This is a genomic window from Lacticaseibacillus sp. YLM2-1 (genome assembly GCF_056583465.1).
This window is the reverse complement of record NZ_CM152617.1, coordinates 2,152,688-2,167,235: the sequence shown is the minus strand read 5'-3', so window position 1 is coordinate 2,167,235 and position 14,548 is coordinate 2,152,688. Positions and strand designations below refer to the sequence as shown.

Here is a 14,548-nt window from a genome sequence, read left to right as displayed (position 1 = left end):
TTTTGATTTGAGACTTAATCAGAAAGGACACCATGATGTCACAAGCCGACTGTATCTTTTGCCATCTTCCTCAAGCCAGTATCATTCTTGAAAATGATCTCGCAGTGGCCTTTTGGGATATTCATCCTGTGAGCCAGGGTCACTTGCTTGTGATTCCGCGGACGCATCGAAGCAACTTCTTCGACCTAAGCGAGGAGGAGCTGTTAGCCATCAATCGTCTCATTCATGCAGGCAAAACGTTGATTGACCAGCAATATCATCCTGATGGTTATAATGTTGGCGCTAATGTCGGCCTGTATGGCGGTCAAACAGTGATGCATTGCCACCTGCATTTGATCCCGCGATACCGTGGGGATGATCCTAATCCTGCTGGCGGTATTCGGAAAATGCTACCGAATGGCCAAGAATTTGCCTAATTTAGATGTAGACAGTCAAATCATGTATTTTCGGCAAATAAGACACGAGTGGCGTCAATTTTTGCTTGATATTCCTTGCATACATCAAAAACCCGCCAAAAATTGACGGGTTTTTGATGTGCATTGGCTTGCCTTAAATCAGGGCAATGCAATCAGTCTTTGCTACTTGGCAAAAATGGCTGAACCAGATTTGCCAAAGCTTCAATGTTCCGCGTTTGAATATACACAGTACCAGAGCCACTAAAGCGGTTGACCAAACCTTCGCCAGTTGTGAAGCCAATGATACCGCTGGCAGGTTGAATGTTGTAATTTAGTTGGCTGTCCCATGCAACAACGTGACTGTTATCAATCACATATTCATGACTGCCATCCAAGGTGATCGGAATGATGTCGCCATAAGCAGATACGAGCATTGTCCCAGTTCCGGCAGTTTCCATAATGAAGAACCCGCCAGTCCCGCCAAACAAAGCACCGCTGACTTTTTGACTCACCATGTGATAGCTGGCGCTGGTGTCCATGGCCAGAAAAGCACTCGTATTCAAACGATACTGATGGGTGTCGTCAAGAGTTAACTCTTTGATAACGCCAGGATTACCGGGGGCGATGGCCAATTCAGCATCCGGGGCAGTGCCAGTGGCGGTTGTGATGAAAAAACGTTCGCCGCTGGTGACTGAGCGGCCGATAGCACTCATGATACCGCCAAGGCCCTTCTTACCATTACTATTCATATGACCGCTGAGTTCGACCAAGCCATTGTGATAAATCATGGACCCGGATTCAATTTGAATCGTTTCATCTTGGCCCATCGTAATGTTGACAACAGGGAAGGTGCTGTTGGGTGTGATTGAATAATTCATGACTAAATGCTCCTCTCTTAATTAAGGTCATTGTAGCCTATTCTGAAGGGTCAGTGTTGGTTGTTGTCGTTTGGCAAAACTGCATTTTCCGTGGTGTCCTTATACGAATTAAAGGAAAGAACGACGAAAAACCTGAAAATACCGACGTTTAAATTTAAATGAATCCCGAACTGTTCCTCAGGCGTATATTTTGGATAAGATAACCAAAATTGGCAGTTTGCAGATGTTGGAAGGGATACTGCGATAATAAGACGGCAAGCAATTAAAAGGCAAATTTTGTATATCGTTAAGATTTAACAACTCGTTGCCCGAATGAAGGAGCGATTCTGAATGGATGAAAAGCAAGCAATCATGGTTAAGATGTTAGAACTACAACATCTTTTCGGAAAACAAACAGATGTCACCGCCCAAACGATTGTCTTAAAAATAAAACAGGCAATTGATAAACTAGCAAGTAAACGAACACAAGGGATGAACATTGGTCTGCAAGTGCGGTCGATCGGCTACTTTATTAGAGATGAGATGCGTGAACATCACTATCAACTCACGGCAGAGCAACAAACTGTTCTTCTTGATATGGAAGGTCAGGCACTAGACATTGAACGAAATTTCCAGCCTGGCTTAGCACTTTCTGGGATAAACCTTTTTTAAAGTGATCTCAAAAAGTCGTTAAAAAAAACTGAATTGCTAATGATACCTCATAAATCATTTGACAAATGCTTCACAACCCAGTAACCTGTAACTAATCTAATTCTTAGGAGGTTCTCATAATGACCAACAAGCTGACTCAAAGCGAACAGTCCTTTTATTTCTGGTTTTTCAGACACGATCTGTGAGACCAGTTACCTTTGAGTGAGCGGTCACACAGATCAAGCAATTGACTGTGTGGCTGAGATCAGGAGAATCATTCCCATTATCTTACCCCACAGTCGGCTTGTGACTGTGGGGTTTTGTTTGATTTCAAGCAGCAGAACGAGTGACTCGCTAATCAAAATGGTCTCGAGAAGGGGACAATTGACCGTGGCGGCAAAGTTCGGACGCCTAGGTCTTCCCCATGAAACACGTTATGATAGAACTATAAGGAAAAATATTGGAGGAAAATAATATGGCATTAGTTGATCGGATGAATCAGGAAGTTAAGCAGCTCAAGCCCAGCGATATTTTGCAATTTAATGCTGCGATCAGCGGGATTGAAGGTATTGTCAAGCTGACACTTGGCGAGCCGGATTTTCCGACACCTGAACATGTGAAGGCGGCCGGTATTGCATCGATTGAAAACAATGAGAGTCATTACACGCAAAGCAAAGGACTTCCAGGATTGCGAGCTGCTGCCAGCCATTATCTGGCGACGAAATACAACACCAAATATGACCCGGAAAGCCAAATTTTGATCACTGCCGGCGCGACAGGCGGCATCTATTCGAGTTTGACGGCAATGCTGAATAAAGGCGATACCGTCATTATCCCGACGCCAATTTTTCCGTTGTATATTCCAATTGTGTTGTTGAATGGTGCCAAGCCGATTTTTATTGATACGTCAGAAGATGGTTTCATTTTGAAACCGGAGAAGTTGCAGAAGGCAATTGAGGCAAACAAAGACACGGTAAAAGCCGTTGTTTTGAACTATCCGACGAATCCGACAGGTGTGACATACGATCGCGCGGATTTGGAAGCCTTGGCAGCGGTGATCAAGCAATACGAAATCTTCGTATTGAGTGATGAAATATACTCCGAGCTGACGTATACAGGCAAACATGTGTCGATGGGTGAAATTTTACCTGATCAAGCGGTTGTATTGAATGGGGTCTCAAAGTCCCATGCCATGACCGGTTGGCGGGTCGGAATCACCGCAGGACCAGCTGATGTGATTCAGCAGATTGGCAAAGTAAGTGAATTCACGATCACGAGTGTCACCACCAATGCGCAGCGCGCCGCTGAAGAAGCCTTGAAAAACGGCATGGATGATACGCAGCCAATGAAGGAAGCTTATATGAAACGCCGTGACTTCTTGATCAAAGCCTTAACTGCCGCAGGGTTGACTGTGCCGAACCCAGATGGGGCTTTCTACATTTTTGCCAAGCTGCCGGAGCGAATGCATGATAGTTGGAAGTTCGTCTATGCCTTGGCGCGAGAGGCGAAGGTCGCGGTAATTCCTGGCGCTAGTTTTGGCCCCGGCGGTGAAGGGTACGTGCGGATTTCTTATGCAGCTTCAATGGCGGATCTCAAGTTGGCGGCCGAGCGCATCGCCAAGTATATGGCAACGCATTAATGAGCCGATTGAAAAATGCTGGGCTAACAATCTGGAGGCAAATATGACAAAAATTCTAATGTATACCGTCCGACCTGATGAGCGGGCTGCGATTGATGCTTGGGTCGCTGCTAATGATATTCAAGTTGATACCAACACGGTTGAATTTGGACCGGACACCGTTGATTTAGCCAAGGGGTATGACGGTGTCGTGATTCAACAGCATGGTGCGATTCCTGACGAAATGGTTTACCAAAAACTGAAGGCATTTGGCATCAAACAGCTGACATTGCGCATTACCGGCTACGATATTGTGAACCTTGCTGCCGCCACTGCAAACGGATTAGTTGTGACCAATGTACCGGCCTATTCGCCACGATCGGTTTCCGAACTGGTTTTAGCCCAAGTCATGCGGTTGATTCGGCATTTAGGGGAAGCAAGCGCCCGCGAAGCGAAGGATGATTATAGTTGGGCCGGCCTTGAAGCATCTGAAATTCATAACTTGACGGTTGGTATTATTGGTGCTGGTAAAATCGGCAGTGCTGTGACCCGTATTTTTCGGGCATTGGGAGCGACTGTGATCGTCAGTGATCCAGTGAAGCGGCCTGAATTGGCGGATACGGTCAGTTATGTGGATCTAAACACCTTACTCACCACATCTGATGTCGTGACGGTCCATACACCGTTGGACGGCTTGACCACCCATCTCATTGATGCGGATGCGTTACGTAAAATGAAATCGACCGCATATCTGATCAATGCGGCCCGCGGGCCAATTGTGGATACGGAAGCGCTGATAAAAGCACTTAATGATCACACGATTGCCGGAGCAGCCTTGGATACGATTGAAGGCGAAGCCGGTATTTTCGGAGAAGACCGCAGTCAAACGTTCGTTGATAATCAGGCACTTGAAACTTTGAAGGCTATGCCGAATGTTGAAATTTCACCACATATCGGTTTTTATACGGATGCGGCGGTCAAAAATATGATTGATATTTCACTGGACGATGTTAAAACCATTCTTGAAGGCGGCAAGTCAGCGCATCAAGTCAACTAACTTGGAGGACAAGTCAATGAAACAAGATGCTAAAACCATTACTATGAACATTTTGAACGGATTATCCGTGGGAATTATTGTCGCCTTGGTACCCGGCGCTATTTTGAACGCAATTGTCAAACTGTTGCTGCCAAGCTTTCCGCAATTGGCGGTGGTTACCTACATGACAGGGGCTGCAATGACTTTGTTGCCGGCACTGTCGGCTGTCTGTGTCGGCATGTTGGCCAAATTTACGCCGATTCAAACCAGTTCGTTAGCTTTGGCCGCGATCGTTGGGGCGGGCAACTACCATCTGACTAAAACAGGATTGACGGTTGCTGGTACTGGCGATGTCATTAACCTTGCGATCACCTTAGCCATTGGTTATTTGTTGATAGTGCTGCTTGGTGACGCCTTGAAAGCTTATACGATTTTGCTCATTCCATCACTGGTGCTGGTCATTGCCGGCGGGATTGGCATGTTAACGCTTGGGCCGGTTTCAAGCATCACGAAGTATATTGGTGTCGTTGTCCATGATGTGACGGCCTTGCAGCCAATCGTGATGGGTGTGCTCATGGGGATCATTTTCGCCGTGTTGATTGTGAGCCCGATCAGTACGGTCGGTATTGCCACGGCAATCTCGTTGACCGGTATCGGTGCGGGTTCTGCTAACCTCGGGATTGTGGGGGCAGGTTTTGCCTTGGCGACCTATGGCTGGAAGGCAAACTCTTTTGGCACGTCGCTGGCTCACTTCCTCGGTTCGCCAAAAATGCAGATGGCTAACATTCTTTCTCGGCCAAAGCTCTTTTTGCCGATGGCGATTAATGCTGGCATTCTAGGCGGTATTGGGGCGGCGTTGAACATTCAAGGCACCCCGGCCAGTGCCGGTTTTGGATTTTCTGGCTTAGTCGGCCCCTTGGCAGCGCTTGATGCTATGGGCAGTGTCACAGTTGGCAATGTCCTTGAATTGACCTTGTTATTCTTTATCTTGCCGATTGCGTTGGCCTATGCGAGTCATGTCTTGTTCACCAAGACGCTGCATTATCAAGACCCTGAAGACTATGCTTTGAATTACAACTGATAGGTTTCTATCAATCCCGCCTAAAGCCTGGTTGTGAATGCACATAATCTTGGATCAACAAAAGAAGTTCTGTAGGTTTAACGGCTCAATGCTATCAGTAAAATTTGTAACGTCTAAAAGCACATTTTTTGCGAAAATTTATTTTTTGATAACTAAATTGGTTCGGGATGAAGAATTCGCCAAGTTAAAATAAAAAACGCACGTTGTGTCGATAATGGTATAGGTTATGGACGGCTTGCATGATAAAATGAAAGGGATTTAATGTGATTAAAAAGTGAGGTGATGACGATGGTGTCATGGCTGACCCAACAAGTTTTTTGGTTACAAATTCTTGTGATCATTGGTGCCATGCTTTTGGCGATTGGCTTATTGTGGATGCTTTTTTCTTTAGTCTTACTGCCGCTGATCGCGTTCTTGCAACGATTACTGGCACCCGTTGAGAACACGACATCCGTCAGTGATCGCGATTATTTGTTGGGGACTGTTACATTAGCCGTTTCTGATGGTCACACTGGTGAAGTGATGGTGACTGGCGGTGGTTTGGCGCGGCAAACCTATCCCGCCAAATTGTGGTCCGGCACGCATCAAACACTGGCTCAAGGCACCAAGGTCGTCATCATCGAACTCAAGCAAGGCATCGCATATGTTGATGCATTTAGGAGAGCGTGAACTAGCGTAGTTAGCCATCACATTTAGAGGAGGGGACTTATGGAAATTCTCACTGATTATATGCCGTGGATCATTGCGGCCATCGTCTTGATTTTGATTTTTATTTTCTTGGCGACCCATCGCAAAACCGCACTGCCCAACGAAGTGTTAATTATCTCTGGGGCCATGATTTCGGGCAAGCACAGTTTTAGAGATGTTAACGGCAATCGAGTTAAGCTGATTACGAATGGCGGTTCGTTCATTCTGCCAATCTTGCAGCGCTGGGATGTTTTGAGTCTGAATACACGCACGATTGAAGTCGCAACCCCAGAAGTGTATACACAACAAGGGGTGCCAATCATCGTCAACGGAACCGTTATTTTGAAAATTGGTTCCAGTCAAGAAGAGGTCGCGACGGCGGCAGAACAATTTCTGGGCAAGAATGACGAACAAATCAATTCGGAAGCAACCGAAATCCTTGAAGGCCATCTGCGCGCTATTTTGGGCACCTTAACCGTGGAAGACACGTACCAGAATCGTGATGCCTTTGCGGAGAAGGTTCAGGATGTAGCTAGTTCAGACTTGGCAAAAATGGGTTTGCAGATCATCTCATTCACGATCAAGGATATTGCCGATAAAAACGGTTATCTGGATTCGCTGGGTAAAAAGCAAATCGCTGAAGTTAAGAAAAATGCAGCAGTGGCTGAAGCGGCGGCCAGTCGTGACACCCGGATTCAGCAAGCGCAGGCGGATCAAGAAGCTAAGCAACAAGAAATTGAGCGGCAGACACAGGTGGCTGATGCCGAACGCGAACAGCAAGTCAAAATGGCTGATTTCAAGAAACAGCAAGAAATCGCCCAAGCGCAGGCAGATCAGGCTGCTATTGTTGAGCAAATGAAGGCCAAGCAAGTTCAAAAAGAAAAAGATATTGAACTTGCCCAAAAAGACGCTGAATTACAAGAGCAAGAATTGAATGCCAGCGTGCGTAAGCAAGCCGACGCCGATCTGTATAAGGCGCAGCGCGCAGCTGAAGCGCAAAAAGCTACGCAGATTGCGGCAGCTGAGGCATCAGCCAAGCAGGTAGAATTAGCCGCTGAAGCCAACGCTAATGCCACTAAGGCCATCGGGGAAGCAGAAGCTGGCAAAACGCGGGCAATTGGGCTGGCGCAGGCGGAAGCTATCGCCAAGCAAGCAGAAGCAGCCCGTCAGTTAGACGAATCCGGTCGGTTTAAGATGACCATTGAGGCAATGCCAAAGATTATCGAAGCCGCGATGAGTCCATATGCCAATGTCGATTCGATCAAGCTTTATGGTGACGGTGATCTGACCGGTCAAACCAGCGGCAGTCTGGTCAAACAATTGGACATGTTGCAAGAAGTTGCCGGAATTGATATTCGCGGGATGCTGAACGGCGCCTTGATGCATCAAGCTGGAAATCAACCCGTTGTCGATGCCATCAAGGATCAACATGCAGCTGCACCGAAGCCGCCAGCAGAAGCAACAATGGCCCCTAAAAAGGGAACCACTGATGATGACCCAAAACCGACACCATCGCGGATGGCAGAAAAGAATAAGTAACCTATAAGTTGTTAACTTGCTAGTGACAAAAGGTTGGATTAACAAAAAAGCATCCTTTCCGGTAAATTTTTGCGGAAAGGATGCTTTTTTATTAAATGCGATTCAAGGCTTGTAACGTGCTAGGCAATCCCCTCAATATAAGGCGCCGGACGCTGAAAGTTTTGATGAATACTGCTATAAATGACCCGAACAGCTTTGTCGTAATCAAGATCATGTACGCCGATTAGCAAATTGATATCGTCATTGGTCTGACTAACGAGTTGTACGTTGAGCAGGTTATCATCCAGATAAGCGAGGACTTTTCCGGCAATGGCTGGTCGTTGTCGAAGTTTACGAGAAACCATGGCGATTAACGCAACATTTTCGGTGACTTCCATTTTGTCTGGTTGACAGGCAGCGGCGATTTCAGCGGTCAGCTCCTGTACCGAGACTTGACGACGCGGTTCACGAATGAGCAGACTGAAACTGTCAATGCCCGTGGGCAGATAATCGACAACGAGATGGTGCGCTGCAACTACCCCGAGCGCATGTTGAATGACTTCTAAGTGCAAGGCCAGCTGGTACTTGCGGACCGTGATGACCAAATAATGTTTACGGCCAGCAATACCAGTGATTGTTTTGAGATCATTGGCGGGGTCATCATCATGAATGATCAGCGTGCCTGGGTCTTCTGGCGCATTGGTGTTCAAAATACGCGTCGGGATGCCACATTCACGGACCGGTTGCACCGCTTCTTCTTGGAAAACACTAAATCCCATGTAGGTGAGTTCGCGTAATTCGTCGTAACTCATCACATCAATACTGTCGGCATCTTTAATGATACGCGGATCGGCCATTTTAATGCCTGAAACATCGGTCCAATTTTCATAGAGATCAGCGTGGGCCAAGCGTGCTAGCCATGCACCAGAAATGTCAGAACCGCCGCGCGGCATCAGCTTGACATGTCCATCTGCGTCGCGACCATAAAAACCGGGAACGACGATACCATGATGGCTGGCTAGTTGTTGATAAGCAGTCTGAGTTTTGGCTTCATCAATGGCGCCTGCTTTATTGAAAAACAAAAGATTGGCGGCGTCCACAAAAGTATAGCCTAAGTAGGCTGCCATTAAGTGGGCTGTCAAGAACTCACCGCGAGAGACCAGATAGTCTCGAGAATAGCGAATGGCCAGATGATGGCGAATTGTATGCAACAGTTTGATGAGCGGCACATTGAGCTGCAGCGCAATGTTGATGGCCTCTAGCCGAGCCAAGACCTGATTAAACAGCGGTTCGACATCTCGACCGGCTTCCATGCCGTCAGCAATTAAATAGAGCGTATCAGTTAATTTTCGGGTAGCATTACCATATTTTCCAGCTGCGCTAATCACGACGATTTGCCGATTCACATCCTGATCGATTATGGCTTTAACTTTCTGGAATTGACCGGCATCGGCCACGGAACTACCGCCAAATTTGACGACCTTCATCCGATCACCTCCTGATCTTGCTGGTGAAGGACGTCCTTAGCAGCCAACTCACTGTCTCCGATTGCTGCCATAAAAGCATCGGCATCAATGGCCAAAACGCCGCGCATGAGTTTGTGCATGTCGCCAGTTGGTATTTGCTTGATCACCAGCCGGTCATTGACGATCTCGGTTTCGCGATCATTGAACATCGCGAAGGTCATGGGATCGGCGCGCAAAACGTAATCGGTGACATTCAGGTTGGCGTCAAAATGCAGCGGCTGATCGAAGCTACGGTCCAGATGCGGGGCATTTTCAAGGATATCGTACAGATCTTGCACGATAGCGTTGGCTGTCGGGTATTTTCCGGCGCCTTGGCCATAAAATTGCAGGTCGCCAATCGTTTGTCCATGCAGGCGAATTAGATTGAAGTTTTCAAATGTATTGGCCGCCAAGGCGGTTTCTGAATACAAGCGCGGTTCCACGACCATACTATAGTGGTCACCGTCACGTTTACTTTTACCAATCAACCGTAAAACCTGATGTTGACTTGCGAAAAAGTCAATGTCGGCTTTGCTGACGTTGCGAATACCAAAAGTTGGGACATCACGTGGTGGGGCCATGTTGTAGGCAAGTGCTGCCGAAATTTTCAGCTTGTTGACCACATCCTCGCCATCAATATCAGCACTGGGATCGGCTTCGGCATAGCCCATATCTTTAGCGGCTAGGAGCACGGGGTCAAAATCGAGGTGGGCGCGTTGCATCTGATCGAGAATATAATTGCTAGTGCCATTAAAAATGCCTTCGATGGTATCGATCTGATCAATGCGTGCGGCGCGTTCAAGGTTGCGAATCCACGGGATGCCGCCGCCAGTAGTGGCTTCGAAGTAAAATTGCACGTGATGCTGGGCAGCAACAGCGATAAACTCCGGCAAATATTTAGCGACAACGGCTTTATTAGCGGTAACCACGTGCTTACCGTGCTGCAAAGCCTGTAAAATATAATCATGTGCTGGATGAAGACCGCCCATTGTTTCAACGATCACATCAATAGTAGGATCGTTTAAGATGGCGTCAAGGTCTGTTGTCATCTCAGGCATGGTCGCAGGGTGCGTTGGCCGAATGAAAATAGCGGTGACGCGCATTCGGGTATCACCATTTGCAATAATATCGTAAACGCCGCTGCCGACAGTCCCAAAACCTAAGATGGCAATTTTCATAAATTCTCAGCTCCTTGTTTATAAAATATAGACACTTGTTTTTCTAATGCGAACAGATTATCATATCCATATCGTTAATTCAAGCCGAATGAGATAGGAGTTCTTCAAATGCGATATACGAGCACACGGGATCATCAGGTTAGCAAAACCAGCAAAGAGGCAATCAAACAAGGTATTTCTGAAGAAGGCGGTTTGTTTGTCCTGCCGCATTTGGCCGATCAGACGCTGAACATTCATGAACTGTTAGATTTAGATTATGAAACGATTGCTCAGCGAGTTCTCATGATCCTGTTGCCTGATTTTAACACCGACTCACTAAAAAAAGCGATTCATTTTGCCTATCATCAGCATTTTTCCGATGATCGCATCACGCCAGTTCGTTCTGTCGGGGATTTTCATGTCTTAGAGTTATTTCATGGACCAACCAGTGCCTTTAAGGATGTCGGCTTGCAGTTGCTTCCGCGCTTGATGCAGTTGGCACTTGATCCTGATGATCGGGTCATGATTTTAGCGGCAACCAGCGGTGATACGGGAACGGCGGCTCTACAAGGGTTTAAAGATGTCGCGCAGACTGGGATCACAGTTTTCTATCCTAATCATGGTGTCAGTCCAATTCAGGAGCGCCAAATGTTGACCGTGGGCAGTGACAACACGCGAGTTTTCCCAATTGCTGGCAATTTTGATCAGGCCCAAAGCGCAGTGAAAACATTGTTCACTGACACTAGCTTTGCTGCTCGGTTGCAGGCAGAGCAAGTAACCCTGTCAGCAGCCAATTCCATCAACATTGGCCGACTGATTCCGCAAGTTGTGTATTATTTTGCAGCGTATAGCCAACTGGTTAAAACACAGGCCATTTCAATGGGAGATGAGGTTAATTTCACTGTTCCAACCGGGAATTTTGGCGATGTGTTGGCGGGCTACTATGCTAAGAGTCTAGGCTTGCCTGTTCATAAACTAATCGCGGCCGCCAATGCCAACAACGAATTGGCTGATTTTCTGGCAACCGGTGTGTATGATCGCAACCGACCGTTTTTGAAAACAGTGGCACCTAGCATGGATATTCAAATTTCCAGTAATCTGGAACGCCTGTTGTATTATAAGAGTGGCGAAGATAGCGCGTATGTTGCGCATTTAATGCAGGAACTTGAGACGACTGGTCGCTATCAAGTTCGGCCGGATGTGTTGACCGCGATTCAAGCGGACTTTGCTGGCGGTTTTGCTGTTGATGAAGAGGTGGCAGATGCCATTCGCGAGGTTTGGCATCGGGATGGGTATTTGCTGGATCCGCACACTGCTGTTGGTTATGCGGTTCAACAGCAGTACCGGGCGGCGTCTGGGGATAACACCCCGAATGTGCTTTTAGCCACCGCAAGCCCTTATAAATTTCCACGCGTGGTGGCAAAGGCACTACAATCGCACGTACCGGATGATGACTTTGCTGCGATGCAAATGTTGCAACAGGTTAGCGGTGTGCCGATTCCGCCGAATCTTGCTCACCTTCAACAGCTAAGACCGCAGGAAAAGGTTGTTGTGGCACCAACCGATATGGGCCAAGCTATTATTGGGGCGGCGAAGGAGGTATTCAACGATGATCAGCGTGTCCGTTCCGGCAACGAGCGCTAACTTAGCGGTTGGCTTTGATGTGCTGGGACTTGCCTTAGATCTCAAAGCTCATTTTACGTTTGAAATGAGCACCCAAAAGCTTGAGATCATTGGCGATGACCCAGCTTTCGCCAACAATGAGAACTTGATTTATCAGGCGTTTAGCAAATTTGCCGAGGCGATTGATCAGCCTGTTCCTAATCTGCGGATTGTGGTTGATTCAGCGGTGCCGAGTGCCCGCGGTTTGGGCAGTTCAGCAATATGTGTGGTTGGTGGTATCGCCGCAGCTAATGCGTGGTATCAAGCCGGTTGGGATGATACGGCGCTGTTGCGATTTGCTACTGAGATGGAAGGCCATCCAGATAATGCGGCACCAGCGATTTACGGGCAGCTATGTGCCACGATCATGGCGCAAAATGAACCAGTCGTTCGGCAGTATACCGTCAGCTCAAAGTTGCATTTTGTGACCTTGATCCCTGACTATGCTGTCAGTACCGCTGATGCCCGCCGAATTTTACCGCGAACCATGACTTATGCAGATGCTACCTATCAAATGGGCCGTTGTACCTTGATGACCCGGGCACTGGCTGATGGCGACATGTTGTTATTACGCCAAGTTGCGACTGATCGGATGCAGGAGCCTTACCGCGCGGAATTAATACCAGACTATTCAGCGGCTCATCAAGTGGTGCAGACGGCCGGTGGTGTTCTTTTGATTTCTGGTTCTGGTTCGACCATGCTAGCGATCACAGCCTCATCTGCGGCAGCCGCACAGATACAAGCGCAAGCTCAAGAAAGTTGGAAAAAGTGGCAAGTACAGGTGGTGGCGCCAAGTCAACAAGGCGTACAAGTTGAACAGTTTGAGTGAGTTTCAGAAAATACTAGGTAGCCATGACCTAGTATTTTTTGATTCATGATTATTGAAAAAGTGTTATGGTATCCTGACGCAAGTGAACGTGGTGGGGCATTATGGTATAATTCGGGGGCAAAGGACGGAAGCTGATTGATAAAATCAACTTCGCGTCTTACAAAACGAGTCTAACGATGACTGCTGTCAATAATTGAATCGGCAGACAAGGTTTTAAAATGAAAATTTCAAGACGCACAGTTGACCGAATTCGCGTCTTATTGAACGAGGAGATTATCATTCAGATGAAAGATGCACCCAGTTTTACCCCCATCCTGCTTGGCAGTGACATGAATGTGTATGGTATGGCGCGTTCGTTCCACGAGATGATCGGTGGGGCGATTGATGTTTATGCGCGCGAACAACTTGCTCCAACGCGTTTTTCGCGGATCGTGAATGTCCATCTGATCGAGCATTTTGATTCCGATCCGACTTTTATTGAAAATATGCGGCAGGTAGCCAAGGTACATGCAGATGCTCCAGGCAAACTGTTGTTAATCGCTTGCGGGGACACCTATGCCCAACTTGTTTCCAAGCATAAGGATGAGTTGAGCCAGTGGTTCATCTGCCCATATGTTGATTATGAATTGTTGAAGCGCCTGAATAGTAAGGAGAGCTTCTATCAAGTTTGCGAAGAGTATCATTTGCCATATCCGGCAACCAAAATCGTCACCAAGTCGATGTATGAAAGCAACGCAACCATCACGGCACCGTTTGAATTTCCAGTAGCACTCAAGCCGACTGATTCCGTTGAATGGTTGAACATTCGCTTTGAAGGCCGCAAAAAGGCGTTTACGATTCACTCGCAAGTTGAACTGACGAATACGATTGCCAAAATCTATGATAACGGCTATACGTCTGATCTCATCTTGCAGGACTTTGTACCAGGTGATGACAGTAACATGCGGACTTTGAACTGTTATGTTGATCAATATCATCACGTTAAAATGATGTGCTTAGGTCATCCGCTACTTGAGGATCCTACGCCTTCTTCAATCGGTAACTATGTCGCGATCATGCCAGCTTTCGATCAGGATTTGTACGATCAGATCAAAACATTCCTCGAAGCAATTAAGTTCACCGGTTTTGCTAACTTTGATATGAAGTATGATCATCGTGACAAGACGTTCAAGCTGTTTGAAATTAATATTCGTCAAGGCCGGAGTAGCTTTTTCGTCACTTTAAATGGGTATAATCTTGCCAGCTGGCCTGTTCGCGATTACATCGTGGGAGATTTGAAGGACGCGCCAACGGTTTATGGTAATGATGACCACAGCAAGTATAAATTGTGGCTAGGGGTTCCAGAGCGTGTTTTCAAGCAGTATTCTGCAGATAACGAAGCTAAAAAGGAAGCCTTGCAGTTACTTAAAGAGAAACGCTATGGTACGACGGTCTTTTATAAACCGGACATGACATTCAAGCGCTGGTTATTGATGAAATATATGTTCCATAATTATGTTGGTCGGTTTAAGCAGTATTTTGCGGAAAATAAGGGCGACATGTGATAAAATGG

Annotated in this window: 13 protein-coding genes; 10 read left to right on the top strand and 3 right to left on the bottom strand. The window is 47.0% G+C overall.

Features of this window, described 5'->3' with window-relative positions; genetic code table 11:
• Window positions 1-35: 35 nt before the first annotated feature.
• The gene (locus AC07KQ_RS10450; RefSeq protein ID WP_003580439.1) at window positions 36-416 is read left to right on the top strand and encodes an HIT family protein; all 381 of its coding nucleotides are present in this window, start codon (window positions 36-38) and stop codon (window positions 414-416) included.
• A 152-nt stretch (window positions 417-568) separates the two neighbouring features.
• Here the strand turns inward: AC07KQ_RS10450 and AC07KQ_RS10445 are convergent, their stop codons facing one another.
• The gene (locus AC07KQ_RS10445; RefSeq protein ID WP_019895939.1) at window positions 569-1,273 is read right to left on the bottom strand and encodes a TIGR00266 family protein; all 705 of its coding nucleotides are present in this window, start codon (window positions 1,271-1,273) and stop codon (window positions 569-571) included.
• 330 nt (window positions 1,274-1,603) lie between these two features.
• Between AC07KQ_RS10445 and AC07KQ_RS10440 the strand changes: the two genes are divergently transcribed.
• The 6 genes from AC07KQ_RS10440 to AC07KQ_RS10415 all read left to right on the top strand — a co-directional run bounded on the left by AC07KQ_RS10440 (window position 1,604) and on the right by AC07KQ_RS10415 (window position 7,864).
• Complete coding sequence (locus AC07KQ_RS10440) at window positions 1,604-1,924, top strand: hypothetical protein (RefSeq protein WP_003580436.1); 321 nt, start codon at window positions 1,604-1,606, stop codon at window positions 1,922-1,924.
• A 454-nt stretch (window positions 1,925-2,378) separates the two neighbouring features.
• Window positions 2,379-3,542 (top strand): aminotransferase class I/II-fold pyridoxal phosphate-dependent enzyme, encoded by a 1,164-nt coding sequence (locus AC07KQ_RS10435; RefSeq protein WP_003571143.1) that lies wholly within the window; start codon window positions 2,379-2,381, stop codon window positions 3,540-3,542.
• Between the two features lie 43 nt (window positions 3,543-3,585).
• The gene (locus AC07KQ_RS10430; protein ID WP_003580431.1) at window positions 3,586-4,578 is read left to right on the top strand and encodes a D-2-hydroxyacid dehydrogenase; all 993 of its coding nucleotides are present in this window, start codon (window positions 3,586-3,588) and stop codon (window positions 4,576-4,578) included.
• Between the two features lie 16 nt (window positions 4,579-4,594).
• Window positions 4,595-5,638 (top strand): PTS sugar transporter subunit IIC, encoded by a 1,044-nt coding sequence (locus AC07KQ_RS10425; protein ID WP_003576070.1) that lies wholly within the window; start codon window positions 4,595-4,597, stop codon window positions 5,636-5,638.
• A gap of 288 nt (window positions 5,639-5,926) precedes the next feature.
• Window positions 5,927-6,307 carry a hypothetical protein gene (locus AC07KQ_RS10420; protein WP_003566868.1) on the top strand — a complete coding sequence of 127 codons (381 nt, stop codon included), beginning with the start codon at window positions 5,927-5,929 and terminating at the stop codon, window positions 6,305-6,307.
• A 39-nt stretch (window positions 6,308-6,346) separates the two neighbouring features.
• Window positions 6,347-7,864 (top strand): flotillin family protein, encoded by a 1,518-nt coding sequence (locus AC07KQ_RS10415; RefSeq protein WP_016381906.1) that lies wholly within the window; start codon window positions 6,347-6,349, stop codon window positions 7,862-7,864.
• 119 nt (window positions 7,865-7,983) lie between these two features.
• Here AC07KQ_RS10415 and AC07KQ_RS10410 read toward each other — a convergent pair whose 3' ends face one another.
• A complete protein-coding gene (locus AC07KQ_RS10410; protein ID WP_003566864.1) occupies window positions 7,984-9,330 on the bottom strand; it encodes an aspartate kinase in 1,347 nt (448 codons plus the stop codon).
• Window positions 9,327-10,526 carry a homoserine dehydrogenase gene (locus tag AC07KQ_RS10405; protein ID WP_003580423.1) on the bottom strand — a complete coding sequence of 400 codons (1,200 nt, stop codon included), beginning with the start codon at window positions 10,524-10,526 and terminating at the stop codon, window positions 9,327-9,329. Before AC07KQ_RS10405 ends, AC07KQ_RS10410 begins: the two co-directional genes overlap by 4 nt.
• Window positions 10,527-10,634: 108 nt before the next feature.
• Here AC07KQ_RS10405 and thrC point away from each other — a divergent pair, with 108 nt between their 5' ends.
• The 3 genes from thrC (at window position 10,635) to AC07KQ_RS10390 (ending at window position 14,540) form a co-directional block, all read left to right on the top strand.
• The gene (gene thrC / locus AC07KQ_RS10400; RefSeq protein ID WP_003585406.1) at window positions 10,635-12,149 is read left to right on the top strand and encodes a threonine synthase; all 1,515 of its coding nucleotides are present in this window, start codon (window positions 10,635-10,637) and stop codon (window positions 12,147-12,149) included.
• Window positions 12,115-12,996 (top strand): homoserine kinase, encoded by an 882-nt coding sequence (thrB, locus tag AC07KQ_RS10395; RefSeq protein ID WP_003585404.1) that lies wholly within the window; start codon window positions 12,115-12,117, stop codon window positions 12,994-12,996. Before thrC ends, thrB begins: the two co-directional genes overlap by 35 nt.
• Window positions 12,997-13,280: 284 nt before the next feature.
• Window positions 13,281-14,540 (top strand): carboxylate--amine ligase, encoded by a 1,260-nt coding sequence (locus tag AC07KQ_RS10390; RefSeq protein WP_003580413.1) that lies wholly within the window; start codon window positions 13,281-13,283, stop codon window positions 14,538-14,540.
• Window positions 14,541-14,548: the final 8 nt, after the last annotated feature.

Coding starts and splice junctions, on each gene's coding strand:
- thrB (WP_003585404.1), top strand. CDS start 12,115: ATGATCAGCGTGTCCGTTCCGGCAACGAGCGCTAACTTAGCGGTTGGC.
- AC07KQ_RS10440 (WP_003580436.1), top strand. CDS start 1,604: ATGGATGAAAAGCAAGCAATCATGGTTAAGATGTTAGAACTACAACAT.
- thrC (WP_003585406.1), top strand. CDS start 10,635: ATGCGATATACGAGCACACGGGATCATCAGGTTAGCAAAACCAGCAAA.
- AC07KQ_RS10425 (WP_003576070.1), top strand. CDS start 4,595: ATGAAACAAGATGCTAAAACCATTACTATGAACATTTTGAACGGATTA.
- AC07KQ_RS10450 (WP_003580439.1), top strand. CDS start 36: ATGTCACAAGCCGACTGTATCTTTTGCCATCTTCCTCAAGCCAGTATC.
- AC07KQ_RS10430 (WP_003580431.1), top strand. CDS start 3,586: ATGACAAAAATTCTAATGTATACCGTCCGACCTGATGAGCGGGCTGCG.
- AC07KQ_RS10390 (WP_003580413.1), top strand. CDS start 13,281: ATGAAAGATGCACCCAGTTTTACCCCCATCCTGCTTGGCAGTGACATG.
- AC07KQ_RS10420 (WP_003566868.1), top strand. CDS start 5,927: ATGGTGTCATGGCTGACCCAACAAGTTTTTTGGTTACAAATTCTTGTG.
- AC07KQ_RS10410 (WP_003566864.1), bottom strand. CDS start 9,330: ATGAAGGTCGTCAAATTTGGCGGTAGTTCCGTGGCCGATGCCGGTCAA.
- AC07KQ_RS10435 (WP_003571143.1), top strand. CDS start 2,379: ATGGCATTAGTTGATCGGATGAATCAGGAAGTTAAGCAGCTCAAGCCC.
- AC07KQ_RS10415 (WP_016381906.1), top strand. CDS start 6,347: ATGGAAATTCTCACTGATTATATGCCGTGGATCATTGCGGCCATCGTC.
- AC07KQ_RS10445 (WP_019895939.1), bottom strand. CDS start 1,273: ATGAATTATTCAATCACACCCAACAGCACCTTCCCTGTTGTCAACATT.
- AC07KQ_RS10405 (WP_003580423.1), bottom strand. CDS start 10,526: ATGAAAATTGCCATCTTAGGTTTTGGGACTGTCGGCAGCGGCGTTTAC.